Origin of the sequence: Synechococcus lacustris Maggiore-St4-Slac (genome assembly GCF_024345595.1) — a bacterium.
Classification (GTDB): Bacteria; Cyanobacteriota; Cyanobacteriia; order PCC-6307; family Cyanobiaceae; genus Synechococcus_D; species Synechococcus_D lacustris.
In genome coordinates this window covers 1-22,717 of record NZ_JAGQBK010000008.1, presented here as the reverse complement: position 1 = coordinate 22,717, position 22,717 = coordinate 1, and the positions used below count along the sequence as shown (strand labels likewise).

The following is a 22,717-nucleotide window of genomic DNA, read 5'->3' as shown; positions in this document are numbered from 1 at the left end:
GAAGAGCCTTCAAATCTGGATTCAGAATGGGGCCAACCTGATATTACAAATGTATAAATGGCAACCAATTGATGAATTGAATTAATTACAAATCTTGCAGTGCCGCCAGCCCCAACCACCTCACCGCGGTGGAAGTGAAATCAAACCGACAGGGCAGCACCTCCACCCCAGCGGCACGAGCCTGGCGAAATAACTGCCCATAGCGGGGATCAGCTTTATCACCGGGGGCAAAACTATCCACATCAGGGCGGCTCACGCATGGGATCAACACCCCCCTTGCATCGGGCAACACGCCCATCAGTTCCTGCAGATGCTTTTGGCCCCTTTCGGTAACGGTGTCGGGGAAAAGAGCTGTTGTGCCATCACTCCAGGTGGTGTTTTTCACCTCCACATATATGGGCCTTGGATCCGCTGCCCCGGGTGCTGGCGTTAACAACAAATCAATGCGGCTACCACGATTTAAGCCATAGGTAACCTCGGGGCGAATCGCTGCAATCGGCCCGAGCCACGGTTCCAGGTGGCCCGCTTCGATTGTTAAACGCAGCAAGCGATTGGGCAGGGCTGTGTTCACACCCACCCAGCAACTACCACCACCTGCTGCGGGCACCTCAGCCTGCTCCCAGGTGTAGGCCAGCTTGCGCTTGGGAGATGGATCGTGGCGTATCCGCACTTTCCCCCCCGGCAGCAACACCCCAGCCATGGGGCCTGTATTGGCGCAATGGGCAGTTACCAGCTCGCCATCAGCGAGTTCCACCTCGCATAAAAAACGTTTCCAGCGTTTAACCAAAACGCCTTCCAGCAGCGGTTCAAAGCTATGCACCTCAACGGCAGGCATCGGGGCTGGTCAACTACTGGGCCATACTCCCCCACAATCGGCGGCACCCATGGCTGAAAGCAAAAACCTGCGGCGCATCGCCCTGGTGGTGGCTGTTGCCACTGCCCTCAGCAAGGTGGCGGGGCTTGTGCGTCAACAGGCGATCGCAGCTGCCTTTGGGGTTGGCGCCGCCTACGACGCCTACAACTACGCCTATGTGCTGCCTGGCTTCTTATTAATCCTGCTAGGCGGCATCAACGGCCCCTTCCACAGCGCTGTGGTGAGTGTGATGGCAAAGCAGGAGCGGGCCGAAAGCGCCCGACTGCTGGCTGCAATCAACACCTTGGTGGGTTTGGGTTTACTCGGGGCCACCGTTTTATTGGTGTTGCTGGCTGATCCCTTAATCACCCTTGTGGGACCTGGCTTAGATCAAGAGCTGCACGATCTCGCCGCTTTGCAGTTGCGTTTGATGGCACCCATGGCCCTATTTGCGGGCTTAATCGGCCTTGGCTTTGGCGCCTTAAATGCCGCCGATGAATATTGGCTGCCGGCGATTAGCCCATTGCTTTCCAGCCTGGCGGTGCTGCTGGGCCTTGGCCTGTTGTGGTTCCAGGCCGGCCCTGCGATCGGAACGGCCCCATGGGCCCTTGCCGGTGGAGCGGTGCTAGCCCTAAGCACCTTGGGGGGAGCAATCCTGCAATGGTTGATCCAGCTGCCGGCGTTAGCACGCCAGGGCCTGGGCCAATTGCGCTTGAGTTTTAACTGGAAACAACCGGGTGTGGCAGAGGTGCTGCGGGTGATGGGCCCGGCAACCCTTTCATCCGGCATGTTGCAGATCAATGTGTATGTGGATCTCTTCTTTGCCAGTGGCATCAGCGGCGCCGCTGCAGGGCTTGGTTATGCCGGCCTTTTGGTGCAAACCCCCCTAGGGATCCTCTCCAACATGTTGCTGGTGCCGCTGCTGCCGGTATTTGCCAGGCTCACGGCGCCGGAAGATCGCGATCAACTGCTGCAACGCATTCGCCAGGGGGTGATGCTCAGCAATGCCAGCATGCTGCCCCTGGGCGCTTTGATGGTGGCCCTAGCCGGGCCGATCGTTGCCCTGATCTACGAAAGGGGAGCGTTTAATGCCAGCGCCGCCAGCTTGGTGGTGGGCATCCTCATGGCCTATGGGGTAGGCATGCCCGCCTATCTGGGCAGGGATGTGCTGGTGCGGGTTTTTTATGCCCTCGGCGATGGCAACACCCCCTTTCGGATCTCAATGGCAGGGATTGGTTTAAATGCAGCACTTGATTGGTTGCTGGTGGGTTGCCCCACCCCTGATGGTTTATTGCTGCCGCAATTGAATTTTCAAGCGCCGGGCTTGGTGTTAGCAACGGTTGGCGTGAATGTGGTGAGCTGCATTGCCCTATTGCTTGCCCTAAGAAGCAAGCTGGGCGCCCTACCGATTGGCTCTTGGGCTAAAGACAGCGGCCTACTCACGCTGGCAGCACTGCTGGGTGGTTTGCTCGCTTGGCTGCTTGCAACAGCTGTGGCCTGGCCGCCAAACCTGCTCGGCAAATTGCTGCAGGTTTCTATCTGCGGTGGTGTGGGCGCCGTTAGCTATGGCCTGATCGCCGGTGGCCTTGGCGTTGCAGAAGCAAGGGAACTGGGCCGCACCCTGGCGGCAAAATTACCTTTCTTAAAAAACTGATCAATCAACAGTGCGTTGATCCCGCACCGTAACTGGCAATTCCAAATGGCTGCGGCCAATCATCTGCATGCCCTCCACCGAGTAGATGCGGGCCTGGATGCCAAATTCCCGAAAGGCTGTTTCCAGCTCCTGCAGCAGGGCCCTCTCCACCTGCGCTTCCGCATCCACCACAGTGCCCAACAGCCTTTCGCCAAGGCGCCCCACCCGTTTACGCACCACTTCACGGGCGTTGGTTACTTCAATCACGAGCATCCGTCGCCAGCGGCGGTCTTCCAGTATCGCTGCAGAAGGGTTCAAGAATCTCCTCGAGATCGAGGAGTTGGCCGGGGGGAATCAAACGGGCCAGGGGTAGGCGGGTGCTGCCAGCACCAATTGGCACCTGAAGCCGCTCCAGTGCCATGCGCACAGCCGCTGCAGTGCCTTGGCTTAACAGGCCGGCCAACTCCTCCGCCAAGGGCCGGGCCAACTTGGCATCGCCCAAATACAAATGCCAACCAGCCACCTGCACATAAATGCGATCAGCGATGGCATCGCTGAGGTCCCCCAGCTGAGCAGCAGAAAGGGTCACGCCGATTTAAGTGCTTTGTTGCAGCACCAAGCTAGGTGCAGAAGCAAAAGCGCTACCCAACTCAAACTGAGCAGCGGCAGCTGGGCCAAGCTTTCCGGCCTCAAACCGCGCCAGAGCCATAAACCGCTGTTTAGGGCAGCAAATAGGGCGCCATGCACAGCGAAATTAATCCAACGCTCCAGCTGTTGGTAGGCGGGATCTTGGGGATTTGGGGGCCTGGTGGCAACAAGGGGCAAGGCAAAACCAACGCTCGAATGATTCTGAACGAAAACCAAGGGCACTTGACGAAACCCGGTTGCTGCTGGGCAGAATGGATAGTTCAAGCGCTTGTAGCTCAGCGGATTAGAGCATCTGACTACGGATCAGAGGGTCGGGAGTTCGAATCTCTCCAGGCGCGCTTTTTTTTATCTCCCAAATTGCCGCCTGAAAGGGCGGTTTTTTTTGGCCCCTGGCTTTCTACGATCGTTGCAACTTTTAGCCAGGGGCCAGCAGCCGTGATTCAAACCAGCCAAAGGATGCCCAATGCCCTGCTGGAGGGGGATCCCCAAGTGGCGGCTTTGATCGATAAGGAACTTGAACGCCAACAAACCCACCTGGAATTGATCGCCAGCGAAAATTTCACTTCAGCTGCGGTGATGGCAGCCCAGGGTTCGGTATTAACCAATAAATACGCCGAGGGTTTGCCCCATAAGCGCTACTACGGCGGTTGTGAACACGTTGATGCCATTGAAGAATTAGCGATCGAGCGGGCCAAGCAACTGTTTGGTGCCGCCTGGGCCAATGTGCAGCCCCACAGCGGCGCCCAGGCAAATTTCGCTGTTTTTCTTGCCCTGCTGCAACCCGGCGACAAAATCATGGGGATGGACCTCTCCCATGGCGGGCACCTAAGCCATGGCTCACCAGTGAATGTGAGCGGCAAATGGTTCAAGGCGGTGCACTACGGCGTTGATCCCAGCACTGCCCAATTAAATCTCGAAAGCATCCGTGAATTAGCCCTAAAAGAACGGCCAAAGCTAATTATTTGTGGATTTTCCGCCTATCCACGCAGGATTGATTTCGCTGCTTTCCGCGCCATTGCCGATGAGGTGGGGGCCTATCTACTGGCAGACATGGCCCATATCGCTGGCCTAGTGGCCGCTGGTGTGCATCCAAACCCAGTGCCCCATTGCCATGTGGTAACCACCACCACCCACAAAACCCTGCGGGGCCCTAGGGGCGGCCTGATCCTTTGCGCTGATGCTGAATTCGGCAAACAATTTGATAAGGCAGTGTTTCCCGGCAACCAGGGGGGGCCCTTAGAACATGTGATCGCAGCAAAGGCGGTGGCCTTTGGCGAAGCGCTACAGCCCAGCTTTAAAAGCTATTGCGAACAGGTAATCAACAATGCCAAGGCAATGGCTGAAAGGTTGCAGGAGCGCGGCATTGCCGTGGTGAGTGGCGGCACCGATAACCACATCGTGCTGCTGGATCTGCGTTCAGTGGGCCTCACCGGCAAAGTGGCCGACCTGCTGGTGAGCGATGTGAACATCACCGCCAATAAGAACACCGTGCCCTTTGATCCGGAATCACCATTTGTTACCAGCGGCCTGCGTTTGGGTAGTGCTGCCCTCACCAGCCGAGGCTTTACAGCTGATGCTTTTAGGGAAGTGGCGGATGTGATCGCCGATCGCTTGATCAATCCAGAGAACGATCAAATCGAGCAGCGCTGCCGTGAACGGGTGGCGGCCCTTTGCCAAGAATTCCCCTTATATGGCAGCTGCGGGTAAGCTGCCGCCGTAGGCCCTGGCCTCCTGTGAATTCCAGCCCCCTGATCCCTGCGATCGCCACCATGGTGGGTGCCGGTCTGTTCACGGCTGCCATCGTGCCGCTGGTGCGGCGCCTTGGCTTGCGTTGGGGTTTGATCGATCAACCTGATCCCCGTAAGCAACACAACGAACCGATGGTGCGCCTTGGTGGCATCGGCATCGTGCTGGGGTTTTGCCTTGCCCTTTTTATTACCTGGCAACTGGGGGGCTTTGGCAGCTTGCCCGCCAGCCGCGACCAATTGATTTGGAGCACCTTGCTCGGGGGGGTGGCCTTTTTTGCGGTGGGTTTAAGCGATGATCTATTTCAATTGCCCCCGCTGCCGCGGCTAGCCCTACAGATCGCCGTTGCAACGGTTGTTTGGAGCCAAGGGGTGAAGATTGGCTCGATCACCCTTCCCTTCGACAGCAACCTCTCCCTCACCCTGCCGGATTGGTTGAGCCTCTTCGTTACGGTGATTTGGTTGGTGGGAATCACCAATGCAATCAATTGGCTTGATGGCCTTGATGGCCTTGCCGCTGGCGTGAGCGGCATTGCCGCAGTGGGTTTGTTGTCGGTGAGTTTTAGCTTGCATCAAACCGGCGCCGGCCTGCTTGCTGCTGCCTTAGCTGGCGCCTGCCTCGGTTTTCTAAGGGATAATTTCAACCCCGCCCGCATCTTTATGGGTGATGGTGGTTCCTATTTTCTTGGTTTTAGCCTGGCGGCCATCAGCCTGGTGGGTCCGGCAAAGGAACTCACAACGGTGAGTTTGCTTTTACCTTTACTGATTTTGTCTTTGCCGCTTGCTGATATGTCGGCGGTGATCATGGGCCGCGTGAGCTCTGGCCGCTCGCCTTTTTATCCCGACCGACGCCACCTGCACCACCGCCTGCTGCGGGCTGGCTTCAGCCACCGGCGCACCGTGGTGTTGATCTATGCCTTCACCCAGTGGTTTGCTGCCATCGCCCTGGTGGCAGCCAATGCAGAGCTGCGTTTTCTATGGCTTGCCCTTGCCACTGGGGTGTTGATCTGGGTGGTGGTGCGCAGCCACCGCAGCCAGGGGGACGAACCCCTAGATCAAGGTGAGTAATAAAACAAACAATCAAATTGAACTGCTTTGCATCGGCACCGAGTTGCTGCTGGGCAACATCGTTAATGGCAATGCCCGCTGGCTAGCTGAGGAATTAGCCCGGCTTGGCATCCCCCACTTTCGCCAAACGGTGGTGGGTGATAACCGCGAAAGGTTGATGGAAGTGGTGCTTGAAGCTTCCCGTCGCTGCCGCGTGTTGATCTGCACCGGTGGTTTGGGCCCCACCCCCGACGATCTCACCACAGAAACCCTGGCCGCTGCCTTCAATGCACCCCTTGAGGAACGCAGCGAAGTGCTGGCAGACATCAAAGCAAAACTGAGCGCCCGGGGTAGACCGATGGCCGCCAACAACTGCAAGCAGGCGCTGCTGCCAGCAGGCGCAAAGGTGCTAAGCAATCCCCTCGGCACAGCTCCGGGCATGATCTGGTCGCCCCTGGAAAATTTTTCGTTGCTCACCTTCCCGGGCGTGCCTGCTGAAATGCAGGCGATGTGGGAGCAAACGGCGGTGCCATGGCTGCAGCAGCAGGGGCTCACCAGCGGCATCTTTCGCAGCCGCCTGTTGCGCTTTTGGGGCATTGCTGAATCCAGCCTGGCGGAACAGGTGGCGCCATTTTTAGAACAGCAAAATCCCACCGTTGCCCCCTATGCCGGCCGCGGCGAGGTGAAATTAAGGATCACGGCCTGGGCTGATAACGGCGAAGCCGCTGATGCTTTGATTGCGCCGGTGGAGCAGCAATTACGCCAAATCGGCGGCAGTAATTATTTCGGCGCCGATGGCGACAGCCTCGCTTCGGTGGTGCTGGCTTGCCTGCGGGAAAGGGGTGAAACCCTTGCTGTAGCTGAGAGTTGCACCTCAGGTGGGGTGGGGGCAGCCCTTGGGGCGGTGCCCGGTGCCTCCGATGTGTTTCTTGGTGGTGTGATCGCCTATGCCAATGGGATCAAACAAACACTGCTGGGGGTACCGGCTGACACCTTGGCCAACCATGGGGCTGTAAGTGAAGTGGTGGCCATTGCCATGGCCGAGGGGGTGCGGCAAACCACTGGCGCCGATTGGGGTGTGGCCGTTACCGGCATCGCCGGCCCCGCTGGTGGCAGTGCCAGCAAACCGGTGGGTTTGGTGCATTTCGGCGTGGCGGGCCCTGAAAAAAGCTTTGGCTTTATGCGTTTATATGGCGCCAGCCGCGGCCGCGAGTGGATCCGTGGGCTGAGCGTTGGTGATGCCTTGGATCAATTGCGCTTAGCCCTTGCTTAGTTGGAGTGGCTTAGTTGAAGTTTTAGGCTGCAGCGATAAATAGGTAAAGATCTTGAGCGCAGGCACTCTCTACGACAAGGTTTGGCAATTGCATCAGGTGGCTGAACTAGCCGATGGTGCAACCCAACTATTTATCGGTTTGCATTTAATCCATGAGGTAACAAGCCCCCAGGCTTTTGCTGGCCTGAAGGAATTAAATCTGCAGGTGCGCCACCCGGAACGCACGGTGGCAACCGTTGATCACATCGTTCCCACCAGCTCCCAGGCAAGGCCCTTTGCCGATCCATTGGCGGAGGAAATGCTTGCCACCCTCGAGCGCAATTGCAGCGAAAATGGCATCACCTTGCATGGCTTAGGTAGCGGCCGCCAAGGGATCGTGCATGTGATCGCCCCGGAATTGGGGCTCACCCAACCGGGGATGACCGTGGCCTGCGGCGATTCCCACACCTCAACCCATGGGGCCTTTGGAGCAATCGCCTTTGGCATTGGCACCAGCCAAGTGCGCGATGTGTTGGCAAGCCAAAGCTTGGCGATGGCGAAATTAAAAGTGCGGCGCATCTGGGTTGATGGCAGCTTGCAAGCGGGGGTTTATGCCAAGGATTTAGTGCTGCACATCATTCGCCTTTTGGGGGTGCAAAAAGGTGTGGGCTATGCCCATGAATTTGCAGGCCCCGCAATCGATGCCCTCTCCATGGAGGAACGCATGACGATCTGCAATATGGCGATTGAAGGCGGTGCCCGATGTGGCTACGTAAATCCTGATGCCACCACATTTACCTACCTAAAAAACCGGGAATATGCCCCCAGCGGGGAAGCCTGGGGCAGGGCTGTGGCCTGGTGGAGCCAATTAGCCAGCGGCAGCGATGCGATTTTTGATGATGAAGTGGTTGTGGATGCCAGCAAGATTGCCCCCACTGTTACTTGGGGCATCAGCCCAGGGCAGGGGGTGGGGGTGGATGAAATGATCCCAACCCTTGAGCAGATCGCAGAAGAGGAGAGACCCTTGGCGGAGGAGGCCTACCGCTACATGGATCTGCAAGCGGGAGCAGCGATAGCAGGCACGCCGGTGGATGTGTGTTTTATCGGTAGTTGCACAAACGGAAGGCTTAGTGATTTGCGCGCTGCCGCTGCGGTGGCAAAAGGGGGCCAAGTGGCAGCTGGCATCAAGGCATTTGTGGTGCCGGGTTCAGAGCAGGTGGCGAGGGCGGCGGAACAGGAGGGCTTGGATCAGTTGTTTCGTGCCGCCGGTTTTGAATGGCGCGAACCGGGCTGTTCGATGTGCCTTGCCATGAACCCCGACCGACTGGAAGGGCGCCAGATCAGCGCCAGCTCAAGCAACCGCAACTTCAAGGGCCGCCAGGGGTCGGCCAGTGGCCGCACCCTATTGATGAGCCCGGCGATGGTTGCCGCTGCTGCTATTAGAGGTTGCGTTACCGATGTGCGCACACTGCTGAATAAGTGATGAACAACAGCTATCCCCAAGGAGCAATAACAAGCATCAGCGGAAAAGCAGTGGTGCTTAGTGGCAACAACATCGATACGGATCGGATAATTCCAGCCCGTTTCCTTAAATGTGTAAGTTTTGATGGGCTTGGCGCCCAGGTTTTTGCCGATGATCGCAAGGAAGCAGGCGAACATCCCTTTGATCAACCAGAAAATCAAGGGGCAAATATATTATTTGTTAATCGCAATTTTGGCTGCGGCTCCAGCCGCGAACATGCACCACAGGCATTAATGCGCTGGGGCATAAGAGCCGTGGTAGCAGAAAGCTTTGCTGAGATCTTCTACGGCAATTGCTTAGCGCTTGGCATCCCATGTTTAATTGCAAATCAAACAACTGCCCTGCAATTGCAGGAAGAAGCAAATCAAAATCCAAAACCTATTTTTAATTTAGATATAAAAACAGCTTCCGTGAGCGCAGCAGGCAAAAGCTGGAACCTAGAGCTGGCAGGTGGTTCCCAACAGATGCTGCTAAGTGGCCGCTGGGATGGCACCGCCCAACTAATAGCAAACAATGAAGCCCTAAATAAAACGGCCATGGCCTTGCCCTATTTAAATAACTTTCAATAAATACCTAGCTTAAAACTACTCATTTAAATCTTAATCAAGGGCCCAATACCACTCCGGTAGTTGGCTCATAGGGCACAAATGGGAGGCCGGTGCCACGGAAACCAAAATCATTTAATTTCACTCTGATGCCACCGATGCCGGTGTATGGGCTGTAGTAAAAACCAAATTCATAGGCGCGGCGCTGCCAACGCAATTCAACATAGGAATTAGTTACATCGCCGTAATAGCCAGAATTACCGGCAACGTTATAACTAACCGCCCCATCAAGCACCAGGGGACCAACCAACTGCTGGGTTAAACCAACGCCAAGGGTTGCCGTATCAACATAGCGATCAAAAGCGAAGGGGCTATCACCTGATTTAGCAGCCAAACTACCAAATAAAGATAGGCGCGTGTAATCAAACATCGGCTTATTGAAATGACCTAATGTAATTACTGGGCCACCTGATATGCCCACAAGATTTTGGCTCTTGCCACTGCCGTAGGCAGATAGATTAAGGAAGGGCACAAAATTCAACGAAAGGCCTGGCACAATCGCCACACCTGAATAGCGATAGGCACCTTCCGATGTGAGCGGTAATGCCTTACCGCTCCAGAGGGGCCAATTGGCGCGGATTGCACCATAGAAATTAGCTCGCCATAGATCAGCAAAGTTATTACTTTCATTATTACCGGAAATAAAATCATTACTTTGGTAATTACCTATGCCAGCACGCCAAAAATATGAACTTTCAAGCTTACCAAAATTGGGCAAAGATGCCTGTTTTTCAAGGGAGGCGCCATAGGCGGAATAAATATCCTGTTCGCCAAGGGAGCCATTCCAAGTGCGGAAGCGATAGGCACCAAATAAACGGGCCAACGGAGTGCCTAAGAATGGCAATTTAAGCGGCTCTAGAATTTCACCAACCACCCGGGTTGCATTGGATAGGTTTTGTTCAGAAAAGCTAGAAACATCTGTTCGCACATAGAATTTACCCTCTCCAAATGAACCCTCAAGCAATGCCTGGGCGCCAAATAAATCACCGATTGTGTTGTTTTGAGTAACGGTGCCAGATCCGGCGGAGGCGCCTGGAGCTGGGTAGGCGGAGGTGGTGCCATTAAAGGCACGCTCAATCATGAATTGGGGCCTTAATGAGAAAGTAGTGGCATTGCCAAGCCGCAATTCAGGCAGGGTGTATTGAACAAAAAAACCATCGCGATCTAATTTATCTACCTTGAGTGCCCAACGGTTTTCCACCTCCTGTTCCTGCTTGGGTTTAATCCTAAAAGTGGAGGGTAGTGGCACAGGTATTTTGTTTTCCAATAACAGGCGATTGCGGCCTGATTCAATCACGGTGGTGCCATCAAGTTCCTGCTTTGATTTCACATTTTCCATATCCACCCACACCTGAGCTGGGGTGAAGGGGTCGTTGCTGAAGCTGGCCCGCGGGGCCGTCCACCCTTCTGGGGTGAGCCGCACCTGGGGTGCTTGAAAACGCCAATGGGTAACGGAACCGCTAATCAGCTTTTGGTTTTTTGTGGTTTGCAGCTGTTGCAATTGGGCTGGGGTGGCGGCGCCATAGGCGGCTTCCGTGCCGGTGAGGCTGCTGAGGCTATTGGTGCCAAAGCGTCTATCGATGGTTAGGCCAAGGCGGGGCTGCACATTGAGCACCCTTTGATCTATGGAAGCAATCTCCTGGCGCCGCAGCACTAATTGTTGAGCTGGGGTGAGTTTGTTTGGTTCTGGGGATGGGCTTGGCGCCGGTGCAGCCTGGGCACTGGGGCCATCAAAAGCCACTGCCTCCAACTGTTCATCCAGGGGCAATAGCGGTTGGCGGCTGGCGCGATCGGGATCAGGGCAACCCAGGGGGGGTGGATTTTCAACTTGGGGCCGTTTCGGGGCGGGGGAGCCAAAGCGATAACGGGCACCGAGCAAATAACCATTGCTGCCTTCATAAACACCGCCGTAGGTGCCATAGGCGCCAGAGCGGTGGTGAATGCGTCCCACCAAAGACCATTGGGGATTTACTTCAACGCCGAGTTCAACGGCTAGGTAGTTGAGAAATTGCGATGAATTGAGCCAAGAAACATTTTCATAATTACTAAGGGTGGAGTTAAGGCTTACACCTTCCACCACTCCAAGGCTGAGCCACGGCTGAATCCACCAGCGCAAACCAATGCCAAAAGTTACCTCCCAAAATTGCTGATTATTAATAAATGCATTTAGGCGCTGATCTTCAGGAACACCTTTGCGATAGCGCAAATCATTACTGCGCTCGCCTGAATGGAAAAATAAATTGCCATCTAATTCAATATCAAAAGGGTCGGCATCTAATAATTTGCGATTAAAGCCAATCCCGCCTAAATATTCAGGCCTTGGGCTACCGCTAAAAGTGAATGTTTCACCAAAAGTTGCATCGGTCATCTGGCCGCCCCAGGCGGTAACCGCCCAGGGATGGGGATGACGGCTCACTAGGGGCGGCAGATTTGGGGGGCATGCCATTGCCTCCGGTGGGGGCAGCGGCGCCACACTGGCGGGCGACACCTGCACGCCGGGTTTAGGCGGATTAAGCAGTAGTTCATTCCTTTGTTTTTGTTCTGCTGCCAACGCCTCTGGGCTGCCCTGCAAGGGTGCATCAGGGTTTAAATCCAATTGGCTGGTGAGTAGATCAACCAAGCCGTAAACGTTGTCTAGTTCCCCTTCCCCCTGGAGCAGGTTGTAGCGAATTTCACTGGCTTGAATGTATTGATTGCCCCGTTGAAAACGCACGGAACCCCGGGCCCAAAGCACCCTGCTGCTGGTGTCGTATTCGAGCCGATCGGCCTGCAATCTGCCGCCAGCTAGCAGCACCACCACGTTGCCGGTGGCAACAAATCGCTCTAATTGGTTGTCGTAACCCTGTTGATCAGCCTTTAGCTCAAGTTCAAGGGGTGCAAGTTGTTGTGATTTATTTGTTTCCTGGGCGCGGCAAACTGAAGCAGTTGCAACGCTGAGCAGCAGGGCGATGGCGGCAGGCACCAGGCTGTGGGCGTGAAATCGCGCTCTCAATCCTGGCCAGCTTCAGGGGCGGCGATCCTGCCACGCCATCCCAACCAAATCATTCTTCTAGGTCCTTTCTGCTGGGTGTCCGGCTCGGGTCGCTGGCCAGAAAACCAAACACAAAGATGCCGATGAAGAAGAAAACAACCGAGTAAACAGAAATCTTGAGGGCGAGCATGGTCCAGCCGGAAAGGACAGGTATTGGTGCCGCACCCAACGCGGCTGGTCCATCCTATGGGCCACATGCGCGGCTACGGATGGAAATGGGCCTTGAAGCGCTGCTTAAGGGGTGGATTGAAACGTTTGCCCCTCTGCGGGAGTTGGATCTGCTGCCCCTTTTGCGGCGGGAGAACGGTAGCCCAGGCCAGCATCACCCCTGGGGGCAACTGCATCGAGCCGATTGGGAAGCGCGCGGTTTAGTGATTTGGCCCCGGGGGGGCCAAATCATCAAATTGCAACATTGCCTGCGCTGCCCTGGGGCTTGGCTAGGCGAAAAACCAAGGGGTGAAGCCCGATTAGCCCTGCGCTGGTGGGCAGAAACGGCCGCCTTGAGGGTGGATGGCAAAACCGTGGTGCAGGGGGATTTGTTTGATAGCGCCTGCCGCTGGCAGCTGCCGCAGCGGTTTTGGCAGGGGGAAGCCCTGAATCTGGAACTGGAATTAAGCAGCCCCAGCCACGATGAAGGCGCCTTGATCCTGGCCCGGCTGGAGCGGGAACCAGAGCAGCCGGCTGATCCCAATGGCCTGCTGCTGTTAACAAAGTTGCGCCTGTTGCAACAGGATTTAAGCCGGCTAGAGAAGCTGCTGCCCGCGGCTCAACTCAAAGCCCTGGCGGATGCCCTTGCGGCAGAACCAAACCTTGCCAATCAAGAATTTCTGAGCGCGCAACTGGCCCAGCTGCCAAAACCAGCGCCGCTGCAATTACTGAGCCATGCCCACCTGGATCTGGCCTGGTTATGGCCTGTGGCTGATACCTGGCAGGCGGCGGAACGCACCTTCAGATCGGTGTTGGGCCTGATGAAAAGCCACCCCGAGCTTTGTTTTGGCCATTCCACCCCGGCTCTGTATCACTGGTTGAGCCAGCACCGGCCGCAGCTATTTGCTGCCATCCGCCAGGCGATGGCGGCAGGGCGCTGGGAACCGCTGAATGGGCCATGGGTAGAAAGCGATTGCACCCTGGTGGGCTCCGCTTCCCTGTTGCGTCAATTTGAAGAAGGCCAGGCCTATAGCCGCGCAAGCTTTCCTGAATGGGAGCACAAATTGGCTTGGCTGCCAGACAGTTTTGGCTTTAGCCATGGCCTAGTGGAGGTGTGCGCCGCCACTGGGGTGCAGTGGTTTCTTAGCCATAAGTTGTTTTGGAATGCCACTAATCCCTTCCCCCACCGGCTGTTTCGCTGGCGCCACCAAAGCGGCAGCAGCGTATTAGCGCTAATGAGTGCTGCGATCGGCACTGATGCAGATCCCCTGGCGATGGCCAACTACAGCCGCCAATGGCAGGAGGCCACGGGTGTAGCCGAGGGTTTATGGCTGCCGGGGGTGGGCGACCACGGCGGCGGCCCCAGCCGGGAAATGCTGGATCAATTGGCGCTATGGCAGGGGCAAGCCCTGGCCCCAAACCATCAATTCAGCAGCATGCGCAGTTATCTGGCGGAGCTGGAACCGCTGGCGGCTGAATTGCCGGTGTGGCGAGATGAGCTCTACTTGGAATTGCATCGCGCCTGTGCCACCAGCCGTCCGGATCAAAAAAGACACAACCGCACGCTGGAGCGGCTGTTGCTGGAGGCGGATTTAGCGGAAGCGATAGCGGCAATAAAACCGGCTGATGGGGGCCAAGCGGCATGGCGCTGCCTGCTGTTTCAACAATTTCACGACATCCTGCCCGGCACCTCAATCCCAGCGGTATTCGAGCAGGCCGAAAGGCAATGGTGCGCAGCACGGCGCGCCAGCCGCCAACGGCGTGACCAAGCCCTCGGCCACTTGGTGGCAATTGGCAGGGGCTTTAAAAAGCAATGGTGGGTGGGGCAATTGCTGCCGGCTAAGGCAGCTGAACGGGTGTTCAAATTGCCAGCGCCGGCGGCGGGCCATTGCTGGCATGGCCCCCATGGGGCCTTAGCAAGCCAGAGGGCCCATGGGGGCGGCTGCTGGCTGCAGCTGCCTTTTGGCGATGGGGTGGAATTGCAGCGGCTGGTGCAACAGCCCACAGGGAAAGAGCCACTGCCAATCCAGCAGGCGCTGGGTTTGGAGGATCTAGGTGCAGGGCGCTGGTGTTTGCAAAACAGCCGCCTGCAGGTGCTGCTGGGGCCCCAAGGGGTGGAGCAGCTGCGGGGCTGGCAGGCCGATGGCTGGGGCCCTGAACTACTCAAAAGCCCACTGCAATTGCGGCGCTATGCCGATCGCGGTGAATTTTGGGATGCCTGGGATTTAGCCGCCAACTACCAACACCAGCCGCTGCCTTTTAGCTGGTGCAGCGGCCCTGAAGTGCTGGAAAGCGGCCCCCTCTGCACGGCCCTGCGCTGGCGCGGCCATTGCGGCCAAAGCCCAATCCAACTAATGCTGCGGCTCCAGGCCGGCAGTGAAATGCTTGAGCTGTGCCTGCAAAGCCAATGGCAACAACACCATGAACTGTTGCGGCTGGAGCTGCCCCTGGCTCAAGCAACTGATTTTTGGAGTGCTGATTGCCCAGCTGGGGTGCAAAACCGTGCCAGTAATCCCCGCAATGCCAGGGAGGCAGCCCGCTGGGAGGCAGCAGCAATCAGCTGGGTGGCTGGCCATGGCCTGGCGGTGCTGCTCGATGGCCCTCAGGGGGTAAGCGGTTCGGCCGATGGCCTTGGCATTTCTTTGCTGAGGGGGCCCACCTGGCCGGATCCAAGTGCCGACCATGGTTTGCATCGTTTAAGGCTGGGACTGATGGCAACGCCAAGGGGCTGGTGGCAGCAAGGGGTGCCAGCGGCAGCGGCCAGCTTCCGCAATCCCCTATGGAAAAGGCCAGCCGCTGATCAAGGGGCAATCAAGGCAGAAAGTTGCCAATTGCTGGCTTGGCCAAATTCCGATCTGCAATTGCTGGGGATCAACAGGAATGAAGCAAATCAACTGCGCCTAACAGGCCAAAACCTCAGCCCCTGCAGAACAGCGCACTTAAAAGCTTGGGCGATTGGCAGCTGGGATCAATCCTCGTGGTCGTCAAAGGGATCGGTTAGCTGCTTGGAGGGTGGGCCAAAGGCGGTGTAGATGCCAAAGCCAGTGAGGGCGAGTAAAACCACCAGCACTGTTAGTGCCACAGAGATTGCAGGGGAGGTGGTTTCCATCAATGGTTTGCAGAGGGTGCAAGGGAGGGCCCGTTGCTATTACAGTAACGAGCCCTATACCCCGCCAGAGAGGTTTTCAGCCCATGGCCCAACGCACCCGCCTGGGAGATCTGCTTCGCCCCCTCAATTCTGAGTACGGCAAGGTGGTGCCCGGATGGGGCACCACACCTGTGATGGGCATTTTCATGGTGTTGTTTCTGGTGTTTCTGCTGGTGATCCTGCAGCTATATAACCGCTCCCTCTTGCTTGATGGGATCACGGTGAACTGGAACGGCATGGGTTAAGCGATGAACATCTTCGGCGTTGGCTTGCCGGAGATGGCGGTGATTGCCGTCATCGCCCTGCTGGTGTTTGGTCCAAAAAAACTGCCGGAATTAGGCCGCGGCTTAGGGCGTACTTTGAAAAGTTTTCAAAGTGCTTCCCAGGAATTCGAGCAGGAATTCCGCAAAGCTGTTGATGCACCAATCGATACCCCTGAACCCAGCAAACTTGAATCAGCCGATGCCACTGACGCTGCTGGTGGGCCTGGGTAATCCAGGCGCTGATTACGCTGGAACACGCCATAACGTTGGTTTTATGGTGCTTGATCAGCTTGCTGCCAGTGCTGGAGCTAATTTTCGGCCCCAAGCGAAATTACACGCTGAATTAGCAGACATCGGCCAGGGCAATAATCGTTTGCGGCTATTGAAACCGCAAACATTTATGAACGACAGCGGCCGCTCGATTAGGGCCTGCCTCGATTGGTTTGGCTGGAGCGCTGAACAATTGCTTGTGCTGGTAGACGACATGGACCTAGAGCTGGGGCGATTGCGGCTGCGGGCGAGCGGAAGCGCCGGCGGCCACAACGGCTTACGCAGCACTATTCAACATTTAGGTAGTGAAGAATTCGCAAGGCTACGCATCGGCATTGGTGCACCGTTAGGTGATCCCCAGGAGCGAAAAGAACGCACGGTTAGCCATGTATTGGGGCCATTCAGGGCAAGCGAACAGGGGCTGCTTAAACAGGTGCTGGCTGAGGTTTGCAGGGGAATTGAATTAATCCAAGCCAATGGCCTAGAGAAAGCTGGCAATCGCCTCAATGGCTTTCGGCCAAGCACTTGAGATGGCAAAACTACCCTCCACCAATGCCAAGCTAAGGGTTTTACATCAAAGCTTTAGTAATAAATTAGTGGAGGGTGAAGTGGCAGCTGGAGGTTTTAGTTGGGAATTTAGATGGCATTTTGATCGCGGTGAATTGGTGGTGGAACCATCGCTCGGCCGGGCCTTAATTCAAGATGCTTTATTGCGTTTTTTAGTAAAAAGTGATTATCAATTAGAACCCGGTGGCGATTATCAATTCACCGTGAGGGCAAAGTTTTAAGCAAGCCCTAAACGATGGCCCAGGTGGGCCTCCAGCAGCACCAAGGCCGCTAGATCATCTAGGGGCCGGGGCGGCAGCCTTAAACCTTCAGGCAATAGTTTCCATAAATTACGGGGCGGAAATAATTGCCAATAACGGCCCCTGGCGGCAAGGGTGCTGCCGGCCTCTGGCTGCAACACAACTGTTAATTCAGGTAGGGCATCACCTATGGCCTGCTGCCAGGGGCCACTGCCGGTGCCATCACCCAATACCAGGCCCTTCACACTGCAACTGTGGCACCAATGCTGCAGCCAATCCCAGCTTTCCTGGGGTGTGCACACCAAAAGATCTTGCACCTGCTGGCCGCTGATATCTGTGCGCACCAGCCCGCATTTACTGCGGCCTGGATCAAGGCCAATCCAATGGCCGCCTGCTGTTGGGGTGGTGGCTGTCATTGCTCTGCGGGGTTTATGCCCCTTAGTTCCACAAGCACCGGATCAGCGGTGTCGCTATCGCGCACGGAAACCACCTGCACCAACAGGGGCCGGCGACGGGGCTGTTCACTAAGGGCGCGGCCGGCGGCCTTAAATGCCTCCACATCAAATTGAATCGCTGGCGCTAGGGAACCCTGGCGCAGGATTTCAGTGCGGGCAGCGGCAAGCAGCAGATTTAGGCGGGCCTGCACTTGCTCGGGGCTGCGTTCATTGGGATCAAAGCTGATGCTGGCGAGCACTTCACCTTTACTCACCACTTTTTGGTTAGGGCGCACATCAGCAAAGGCGAGCACCTGGGTTTCACCGCGCAACACATTGCCGGCGGAGCGAATACTTACAACCCAATCACCACCATTACTTAGGGCCTGTTCAACCTTTGCCACTTCACTGCGGGGGATTAAAAGCAGCTGACGATTTGGCGGCTGGCCAGGTAATACCTGTTCAAAAGCGCGCAGATTTGCCTGGCGCAATACATCCTCGGTTGCTTTTTTTACTAAGCGTTGCTGGGGGATTGCCATTCTGGCGCTGGTGAGCGCCTGGCCGGTGGTTAAAACCACATCACCACTGCGCAGGGCGAGCACCTTGCCCTCCAACTGTTTTAGTTCCTGTAAACCATTGCGGGTGCGCGTTTGCAGCTGCTGCAATTCCGCATCACGGCTTTTTACATCGTTACCAAGCCGGTTTCTTTCAGCTTCTAATTCACGCCTACGGGCTTGCAGGGGGGCGAGTTCAGATCTCAACTGATTTGCCCTTACTTCCACCTGCTGCAGTTGGCGCCGTGCTGCAAGGCGGCCTTGATCTGCTTTTGTGCCCTCTTGGCGCGCCTGGGTTAATTGCTTTTGGCTATTGCTTAATTGCTCAACACTGAATTGCAGGTTTCTACGCGAATTATTCAGTTTTGTTTCCAGCTGATCCAGCTGAAATAAACCAACCCGCAACTGTTCGCTAACGGCAAGCATCAAGCCAAGGGTTAGGGCACTGATCAAACTGCCGGTGAAAACCGTGATCAGCACAGCGGTGCTGCGGGGGCGCAACTGAAACAAGCTGAGGCGCGCCTTGCCGATGCGGCTGCCGAGGCGATCACCAATGGTGGCGAGCACTCCACCGAGCAGCAGCACCGCCAAAATCAGCAGCCAGCCGGTCACGGAGAGAGCACCTAAAGGAGAACCAGTATCGCTGAGGGTTGATCAGCTAAAGCGTTTTGCAAGGGCAAGGGGATCAAAAACAGTGATGCGTTTGCGATCGATTTCCACAAGGCCAGCATTGCGTAGATCACCAAGCAGGCGGGTGATCGTTACCCGGGTGGAGCCGATTGCTTCTGCGATCGCTTGGTGGGAAAGCTTGAGATCGATCGTGATGCCACGGGTGCCTGGCATGCCGAAATCACGGCATAACACCAGAAGAAAACTCACCAAACGCGACGACATATCGCGATGGGTGAGGGTTTCGATCATCGTTTCGGTTTGGAGAATGCGAGAAGAAAGGCCCTGCAAAAGCAATAGGCCAACGCGGGCATCTTTTTCGATCGCCTGGCGCACGGAGGTGGCGGGGGCACTGATTAAATCAACCCTGGTGAATGCAACCGCGTGATAAAAACGATCGGATCGCTGGCCTGTTAGCAGGGAGAGCACACCAAAAATGCTGTTTTCCCGCAATAAAGCAACGGTGATTTCATCGCCGGATTCATAAACGCGCGATAGGCGCACGGCACCGCGTTTGAGCAGATAAACCCGCTCGGCTGGATCACCAGGGAAAAAAATTGTTTTGCCGCGCTCCACAATTTCGGAGGTGGTGCCCGCCAGGCTGCGCATCACCTCTTGAATAGTTGGCTGGGGTGGGGCTGATGAAAGCATGGGCCCTGGCTCAGTTAGCGAAACCTTAATAAGGGCTGCCGGAGTGCCTGGTAGCGGTTAACACCAAATATTGCACAGTACAAATGTTTGCACTATCTGTGGTGTGAAGAGCTTGTGCATACGGCTTTGAACGCTACATTCGGGTTTCGTTTGCCCCCGGTGCTTTTATGCTCAGCAGCCTTGCTCAACCCAGCCAAAGGCAGGCGGGGGCAGCACTGCGGTTGCTGGTTAGCCAACCGGAGGGGCTATTGCAGGTGCACACGGCCGCCTATCGCGGCAGTTGCCCCAGTGTGTTCAGCCAGGCACTGCGCAGTGCTGGCTTGGGTAGCACGGTGCTGGTGAGTCAGTTTTTGCGCGGCGGCGTGGATCAAGGGCCTAGCCGGCCGGTGCAGATGTGCGGCCGGCTCACCTGGCTGCGGCCGGCGCTGGCGGGCTGCCTAAATGGACCAGAAGAAGAAGGCAGCAGCAGGCAGGCGGTGCAGGAGCTATGGCAAGAAAGCAGCCGTTGGTTGCTGGAGGGTGCTGCCGATCTAGTGGTGCTGGATGAGCTGGGGCTTGCGCTGGCCTATGGGTTGCTTGATGAAGCGGAAGTAGTGGCCACCTTGGGGCAGCGGCCAAGCCGAATGGATGTGATCCTCACAGGGCCTGAAATGCCTGCGTCTTTGATGGCGTTAGCGGATCAAGTAACCGAATTGCGCCGCGACCGATGCTAAAAAACGACCGCTGGATAAACGAACAGGCTGCAAATGGCCTGTTGGATCCATTCCAAGCCACCTTGGTGCGCCATTTGGATCCTGATAACAGGGCAAATCCGGTATTGAGTTTTGGATGCTCAAGTTATGGCTACGACCTACGCCTATCAGCAAAGGAATTCCTGATATTTAGGCATGTGCCAGGCACGGTAATGAATCCAAAGAGATTCAATCCAGCAAATTTAGAACCAGCACCACTACAAAATGATGCTGATGGTGCTTATTTCATCCTGCCAGCCCATTCCTATGGCTTGGGTGTGGCATTAGAAAAGATGAAAGTGCCAAGTAATATCACCGTGATTTGCCTTGGTAAAAGCACCTATGCAAGGCTTGGCATAATAGTAAATACAACACCAGCAGAAGCCGGCTGGGAGGGTCATTTAACCTTGGAATTTAGCAATAGCTCTGGCGCTGATTGCCGCATCTATGCCGATGAAGGCATCTGTCAACTATTATTTTTTGAAGGTGACCCCTGTGAAACCACCTATCAAGATAGGGCCGGTAAATATCAAGATCAACCGGAAAGGGTTACCTTAGCGAAGATGTGAATGGATTTGATCTAAGCATTCCAGCAATACCTATAATACTACTGGCATTAATAACTACTAAAGCCATTGAAATACTTTAGGTATTGAACTAAAATGGAGGAGGGAAATAAATTACAACAAATGTTTTATCGCGTAAATTCAACCGAACATTATCTTATGATTTGAATTAATTTATATTTAAGGCGTACTAAATGATTGTAATAGCAAAATTCTACCAACACCATTGCAGTTAGAATTTTAGTTAGAAAGCGAAACCATTGGTTGAATCGAAAAATATTACAGTTTAAATAGACGACATTCAAGTAATGACTACCTAATTCCGATTAACTACGAAAATCGTGCTTTAACAAAGGTAGGGTAATCAAAAAAGTTGCTTAAGCAACTATCCACAAAAACGGGGGAAGCCCATTGCTGCTGGACCGGGAGCTCGCGGTAGAGACGACATCTTTCCGGACAGCTACCGCAGTCTCGAAATTATCGAGCCGCTGCTGTTCCATGTGAGAACCAATTCAGCACATCTAAGCCCTCAAAGACTCCGAAATCAGGGGTATTGCGCGTTACCACCACCAAGGCCTTTGTTGCGGCGATGGCCGCGATCTGGCCATCCGCAAACGCTGGGCGCAGACCCCTGGCATCCAACCTGGCACGCTGTTCGCCATGCCACAGAGCAGCCTTTCCGTCGTAGGGCAACACGGTGAGGCCACTGCTCAGCAACCCCTGCAGATAGCTGTTGAACCGTTGCTGCTTGCGCCCGGAAGGCAAACGGTGGATGCCGTAGCTCAGTTCGTGGATCACCACGCTGGCTGTATGCAAAACATGCTCTTCAGATTCCAGCTGTGCCATCACAGCCGGATCTGGCAGCTCTCGCAGGGGTTCAGACAGCACATTGGTATCCAGCAGCACGTTCATCCGAGCTGCACCTCCCGGCCCGATGAGCGATCGCGCCAGGCTTGGATCTCCTGTGTGCCAACTGGGCCTGAGTCCAGGGGCCAATCATCGGCATGGCGCCCATGGACAACTGCACGCCAATCCGCGATGGCAGACCACACACCTCGTTTTGACTGGTGGCCCTGCAATGAGGAGTAGGCCTGCTCTGAGATCAGAACGGCCACAGGTTTGCCATGGCGTGAAATGTGAACAACCTCGCCTGTTTCCGCCGCCTGCACCAAGCCGGCTAAGTGGGTTTTTGCTGTCGATAGAGACACTGCCTGATCCACGGAGTCCATCCTTGAACTTTAGACCAGAATTCTAGTCTGATTCGAGGGTTGCGGCCGTTAGGATTGTGCAAGCAAATGGATACCAACAAATCAGACAACATCGCTGGTAGCTACCGAAAGCAACTCTTTGGCTACTGACCTTGAAAACGAGGGAGGTTCACTTTGATGTTGGGACCGTGCAGCGCTGGTTTGCCGAGCAGCCGACCCGCGAGGAAGCCCTGCTCACGGGGCCCCCTCTGCCAGCAAAGTTGTCACCCCTGTTAATTGAATCCCTGGGGGCTTAATGAAGCAACTTAATGACTGCTTACAGCCGGGCTGTTTATGAAGAAGTGCTGTTCAAGCTGATGTACGTAAAAGGATGAGCCCTCCCAATCGGCAGGATGCAAATGCAAACGCAGTGCTAACCATGGCGGAGCAGCGGGATTTAATGAAACTCCACCAGCAGGATCACAAGGAAATTAAGGCACTAAAACAGGATCTACGCCGTAAGGAAAAAGCACTTGCTGTTTACTCGGCATAGCCGAGTGGGCCGTAGGCCATGGCAGCAGCATTGTTGTAGCCGCAGGCTTCCGCGCAGCGATATGCTGCAAAAAAGATTCAGGCCTTCAAGGGAGAGGATGGGGATGACTAACGTCTTCGGCTGATCGCCAGAAGGCATTGCAAATCCTTGCAGAAGGGATTGCTGCTGGCGCAGGAGCAAGTGAACTGGCCAAGTTCATGGGCGTTGGATTAACAACGCTGCAACGCTGGCGGCATGAATTCAAAGCTGATGGCAATGGCGTTGATCGCCGTAAAGGTGCTGCCGATCTAGTGGTGCTGGATGAGCTGGGGCTTGCGCTGGCCTATGGGTTGCTTGATGAAGCGGAAGTAGTGGCCACCTTGGGGCAGCGGCCAAGCCGAATGGATGTGATCCTCACAGGGC

General features: G+C 55.6%; 27 protein-coding genes and 1 tRNA gene. 16 read left to right on the top strand and 12 right to left on the bottom strand.

The genetic code is table 11. The features are described from left to right. Positions 1–85 precede the first annotated feature (85 nt). Positions 86–835 carry a DNA/RNA nuclease SfsA gene (gene sfsA, locus KBY68_RS07385; RefSeq protein ID WP_255096551.1) on the bottom strand — a complete coding sequence of 250 codons (750 nt, stop codon included), beginning with the start codon at positions 833–835 and terminating at the stop codon, positions 86–88. 49 nt (positions 836–884) lie between these two features. Between sfsA and murJ the strand changes: the two genes are divergently transcribed. Continuing rightward, positions 885–2,507, top strand: a complete 1,623-nt coding sequence (murJ, locus tag KBY68_RS07380; RefSeq protein ID WP_255096550.1) for a murein biosynthesis integral membrane protein MurJ — start codon at positions 885–887, stop codon at positions 2,505–2,507. On the opposite strand, the gene KBY68_RS07375 is transcribed toward murJ, so the two are convergent. Genes KBY68_RS07375 through KBY68_RS07365 form a run of 3 tightly spaced genes read right to left on the bottom strand, consistent with a single transcriptional unit; the run spans position 2,508 to position 3,350 of the window. After that, positions 2,508–2,759, bottom strand: coding sequence for a cytochrome-c oxidase (locus KBY68_RS07375; protein ID WP_106498891.1), 252 nt, complete (start codon positions 2,757–2,759; stop codon positions 2,508–2,510). It abuts the gene before it with no gap. After that, entirely contained in the window at positions 2,746–3,075 is a 330-nt protein-coding gene (locus tag KBY68_RS07370; RefSeq protein WP_106498892.1) for a DUF3181 family protein, read from the bottom strand. The genes KBY68_RS07375 and KBY68_RS07370 overlap by 14 nt, the downstream gene beginning before the upstream one ends. Further along, a complete protein-coding gene (locus KBY68_RS07365; protein ID WP_255096549.1) occupies positions 3,072–3,350 on the bottom strand; it encodes a hypothetical protein in 279 nt (92 codons plus the stop codon). Before KBY68_RS07365 ends, KBY68_RS07370 begins: the two co-directional genes overlap by 4 nt. A gap of 48 nt (positions 3,351–3,398) precedes the next feature. On the opposite strand from KBY68_RS07365, the gene KBY68_RS07360 reads away from it, so the two are divergent. The 6 genes from KBY68_RS07360 (at position 3,399) to KBY68_RS07335 (ending at position 9,269) form a co-directional block, all read left to right on the top strand. Beyond that, a tRNA-Arg gene (locus KBY68_RS07360) sits at positions 3,399–3,472 on the top strand. Between the two features lie 118 nt (positions 3,473–3,590). After that, positions 3,591–4,841, top strand: a complete 1,251-nt coding sequence (gene glyA, locus KBY68_RS07355) for a serine hydroxymethyltransferase (RefSeq protein ID WP_106498903.1) — start codon at positions 3,591–3,593, stop codon at positions 4,839–4,841. Between the two features lie 62 nt (positions 4,842–4,903). Continuing rightward, positions 4,904–5,947 (top strand): glycosyltransferase family 4 protein, encoded by a 1,044-nt coding sequence (locus KBY68_RS07350; protein ID WP_106498904.1) that lies wholly within the window; start codon positions 4,904–4,906, stop codon positions 5,945–5,947. Continuing rightward, positions 5,940–7,199: a competence/damage-inducible protein A gene (locus KBY68_RS07345; protein ID WP_255096548.1), complete on the top strand. Its 1,260-nt coding sequence runs from the start codon at positions 5,940–5,942 to the stop codon at positions 7,197–7,199. Before KBY68_RS07350 ends, KBY68_RS07345 begins: the two co-directional genes overlap by 8 nt. Positions 7,200–7,251: 52 nt before the next feature. Then, complete coding sequence (leuC, locus tag KBY68_RS07340; protein ID WP_255096547.1) at positions 7,252–8,661, top strand: 3-isopropylmalate dehydratase large subunit; 1,410 nt, start codon at positions 7,252–7,254, stop codon at positions 8,659–8,661. Beyond that, the gene (locus KBY68_RS07335) at positions 8,661–9,269 is read left to right on the top strand and encodes a 3-isopropylmalate dehydratase small subunit (protein WP_255096545.1); all 609 of its coding nucleotides are present in this window, start codon (positions 8,661–8,663) and stop codon (positions 9,267–9,269) included. Before leuC ends, KBY68_RS07335 begins: the two co-directional genes overlap by 1 nt. A 34-nt stretch (positions 9,270–9,303) precedes the next feature. Here KBY68_RS07335 and KBY68_RS07330 read toward each other — a convergent pair whose 3' ends face one another. Next, on the bottom strand, positions 9,304–12,297 hold the full coding sequence (locus KBY68_RS07330) for a DUF3769 domain-containing protein (protein ID WP_255096544.1): 2,994 nt from the start codon (positions 12,295–12,297) through the stop codon (positions 9,304–9,306). Between the two features lie 49 nt (positions 12,298–12,346). Further along, the gene (locus KBY68_RS07325) at positions 12,347–12,466 is read right to left on the bottom strand and encodes a photosystem II reaction center protein I (RefSeq protein ID WP_010312075.1); all 120 of its coding nucleotides are present in this window, start codon (positions 12,464–12,466) and stop codon (positions 12,347–12,349) included. A 79-nt stretch (positions 12,467–12,545) separates the two neighbouring features. Between KBY68_RS07325 and KBY68_RS07320 the strand changes: the two genes are divergently transcribed. Then, the gene (locus tag KBY68_RS07320; RefSeq protein ID WP_255096543.1) at positions 12,546–15,515 is read left to right on the top strand and encodes an alpha-mannosidase; all 2,970 of its coding nucleotides are present in this window, start codon (positions 12,546–12,548) and stop codon (positions 15,513–15,515) included. Here KBY68_RS07320 and psbN read toward each other — a convergent pair. Then, on the bottom strand, positions 15,452–15,592 hold the full coding sequence (psbN, locus tag KBY68_RS07315; protein WP_106500554.1) for a photosystem II reaction center protein PsbN: 141 nt from the start codon (positions 15,590–15,592) through the stop codon (positions 15,452–15,454). The two genes, KBY68_RS07320 and psbN, sit on opposite strands and share 64 nt — an antisense overlap. Before the next feature lie 83 nt (positions 15,593–15,675). On the opposite strand from psbN, the gene psbH reads away from it, so the two are divergent. Genes psbH through KBY68_RS07295 form a run of 4 tightly spaced genes read left to right on the top strand, consistent with a single transcriptional unit; the run spans position 15,676 to position 16,952 of the window. Beyond that, entirely contained in the window at positions 15,676–15,876 is a 201-nt protein-coding gene (gene psbH, locus KBY68_RS07310) for a photosystem II reaction center phosphoprotein PsbH (RefSeq protein WP_106500555.1), read from the top strand. Positions 15,877–15,879: 3 nt separating this feature from the next. Next, positions 15,880–16,125 carry a TatA/E family twin arginine-targeting protein translocase gene (locus KBY68_RS07305; protein ID WP_255096542.1) on the top strand — a complete coding sequence of 82 codons (246 nt, stop codon included), beginning with the start codon at positions 15,880–15,882 and terminating at the stop codon, positions 16,123–16,125. Next, on the top strand, positions 16,094–16,693 hold the full coding sequence (pth, locus tag KBY68_RS07300) for an aminoacyl-tRNA hydrolase (protein ID WP_255096541.1): 600 nt from the start codon (positions 16,094–16,096) through the stop codon (positions 16,691–16,693). The genes KBY68_RS07305 and pth overlap by 32 nt, the downstream gene beginning before the upstream one ends. 1 nt (position 16,694) lies before the next feature. Next, on the top strand, positions 16,695–16,952 hold the full coding sequence (locus tag KBY68_RS07295; RefSeq protein WP_106500567.1) for a DUF3146 family protein: 258 nt from the start codon (positions 16,695–16,697) through the stop codon (positions 16,950–16,952). Here the strand turns inward: KBY68_RS07295 and KBY68_RS07290 are convergent. The 3 genes from KBY68_RS07290 to ntcA are packed head-to-tail and all read right to left on the bottom strand — an operon-like array spanning position 16,949 to position 19,278. Further along, positions 16,949–17,386 (bottom strand): RuvC family protein, encoded by a 438-nt coding sequence (locus KBY68_RS07290; RefSeq protein ID WP_106500558.1) that lies wholly within the window; start codon positions 17,384–17,386, stop codon positions 16,949–16,951. The genes KBY68_RS07295 and KBY68_RS07290 overlap by 4 nt on opposite strands. After that, positions 17,383–18,570 (bottom strand): DUF3084 family protein, encoded by a 1,188-nt coding sequence (locus KBY68_RS07285; protein ID WP_255096540.1) that lies wholly within the window; start codon positions 18,568–18,570, stop codon positions 17,383–17,385. Before KBY68_RS07285 ends, KBY68_RS07290 begins: the two co-directional genes overlap by 4 nt. A gap of 42 nt (positions 18,571–18,612) precedes the next feature. Then, complete coding sequence (gene ntcA / locus KBY68_RS07280) at positions 18,613–19,278, bottom strand: global nitrogen regulator NtcA (protein ID WP_106500560.1); 666 nt, start codon at positions 19,276–19,278, stop codon at positions 18,613–18,615. 167 nt (positions 19,279–19,445) lie between these two features. Between ntcA and KBY68_RS07275 the strand changes: the two genes are divergently transcribed. After that, positions 19,446–19,991 (top strand): cob(I)yrinic acid a,c-diamide adenosyltransferase, encoded by a 546-nt coding sequence (locus tag KBY68_RS07275; RefSeq protein ID WP_255096539.1) that lies wholly within the window; start codon positions 19,446–19,448, stop codon positions 19,989–19,991. Beyond that, a complete protein-coding gene (gene dcd / locus KBY68_RS07270; protein ID WP_255096538.1) occupies positions 19,985–20,578 on the top strand; it encodes a dCTP deaminase in 594 nt (197 codons plus the stop codon). The genes KBY68_RS07275 and dcd overlap by 7 nt, the downstream gene beginning before the upstream one ends. 474 nt (positions 20,579–21,052) lie before the next feature. On the opposite strand, the gene KBY68_RS07265 is transcribed toward dcd, so the two are convergent. Together KBY68_RS07265 and KBY68_RS07260 are read right to left on the bottom strand one after the other, a co-directional pair. Next, on the bottom strand, positions 21,053–21,487 hold the full coding sequence (locus KBY68_RS07265) for a type II toxin-antitoxin system VapC family toxin (protein WP_255096537.1): 435 nt from the start codon (positions 21,485–21,487) through the stop codon (positions 21,053–21,055). After that, on the bottom strand, positions 21,484–21,783 hold the full coding sequence (locus KBY68_RS07260) for a type II toxin-antitoxin system Phd/YefM family antitoxin (RefSeq protein ID WP_255096536.1): 300 nt from the start codon (positions 21,781–21,783) through the stop codon (positions 21,484–21,486). Before KBY68_RS07260 ends, KBY68_RS07265 begins: the two co-directional genes overlap by 4 nt. A gap of 370 nt (positions 21,784–22,153) precedes the next feature. Here KBY68_RS07260 and KBY68_RS07255 point away from each other — a divergent pair, with 370 nt between their 5' ends. Beyond that, complete coding sequence (locus KBY68_RS07255) at positions 22,154–22,315, top strand: hypothetical protein (protein ID WP_255096535.1); 162 nt, start codon at positions 22,154–22,156, stop codon at positions 22,313–22,315. 137 nt (positions 22,316–22,452) lie between these two features. After that, on the top strand, positions 22,453–22,717 hold a 265-nt coding region (locus KBY68_RS12360; RefSeq protein WP_390634983.1), incomplete at its 3' end, for a cob(I)yrinic acid a,c-diamide adenosyltransferase.

Coding starts and splice junctions, on each gene's coding strand:
- KBY68_RS07265 (WP_255096537.1), bottom strand. CDS start 21,487: ATGAACGTGCTGCTGGATACCAATGTGCTGTCTGAACCCCTGCGAGAG.
- KBY68_RS07320 (WP_255096543.1), top strand. CDS start 12,546: ATGGAAATGGGCCTTGAAGCGCTGCTTAAGGGGTGGATTGAAACGTTT.
- ntcA (WP_106500560.1), bottom strand. CDS start 19,278: ATGCTTTCATCAGCCCCACCCCAGCCAACTATTCAAGAGGTGATGCGC.
- KBY68_RS07255 (WP_255096535.1), top strand. CDS start 22,154: ATGAGCCCTCCCAATCGGCAGGATGCAAATGCAAACGCAGTGCTAACC.
- dcd (WP_255096538.1), top strand. CDS start 19,985: ATGCTAAAAAACGACCGCTGGATAAACGAACAGGCTGCAAATGGCCTG.
- pth (WP_255096541.1), top strand. CDS start 16,094: ATGCCACTGACGCTGCTGGTGGGCCTGGGTAATCCAGGCGCTGATTAC.
- psbH (WP_106500555.1), top strand. CDS start 15,676: ATGGCCCAACGCACCCGCCTGGGAGATCTGCTTCGCCCCCTCAATTCT.
- psbN (WP_106500554.1), bottom strand. CDS start 15,592: ATGGAAACCACCTCCCCTGCAATCTCTGTGGCACTAACAGTGCTGGTG.
- sfsA (WP_255096551.1), bottom strand. CDS start 835: ATGCCTGCCGTTGAGGTGCATAGCTTTGAACCGCTGCTGGAAGGCGTT.
- KBY68_RS07375 (WP_106498891.1), bottom strand. CDS start 2,759: ATGCTCGTGATTGAAGTAACCAACGCCCGTGAAGTGGTGCGTAAACGG.
- murJ (WP_255096550.1), top strand. CDS start 885: ATGGCTGAAAGCAAAAACCTGCGGCGCATCGCCCTGGTGGTGGCTGTT.
- KBY68_RS07325 (WP_010312075.1), bottom strand. CDS start 12,466: ATGCTCGCCCTCAAGATTTCTGTTTACTCGGTTGTTTTCTTCTTCATC.
- KBY68_RS07290 (WP_106500558.1), bottom strand. CDS start 17,386: ATGACAGCCACCACCCCAACAGCAGGCGGCCATTGGATTGGCCTTGAT.
- KBY68_RS07275 (WP_255096539.1), top strand. CDS start 19,446: ATGCTCAGCAGCCTTGCTCAACCCAGCCAAAGGCAGGCGGGGGCAGCA.
- KBY68_RS07350 (WP_106498904.1), top strand. CDS start 4,904: ATGGTGGGTGCCGGTCTGTTCACGGCTGCCATCGTGCCGCTGGTGCGG.
- glyA (WP_106498903.1), top strand. CDS start 3,591: ATGCCCAATGCCCTGCTGGAGGGGGATCCCCAAGTGGCGGCTTTGATC.
- KBY68_RS07295 (WP_106500567.1), top strand. CDS start 16,695: ATGGCAAAACTACCCTCCACCAATGCCAAGCTAAGGGTTTTACATCAA.
- KBY68_RS07335 (WP_255096545.1), top strand. CDS start 8,661: ATGAACAACAGCTATCCCCAAGGAGCAATAACAAGCATCAGCGGAAAA.
- KBY68_RS07305 (WP_255096542.1), top strand. CDS start 15,880: ATGAACATCTTCGGCGTTGGCTTGCCGGAGATGGCGGTGATTGCCGTC.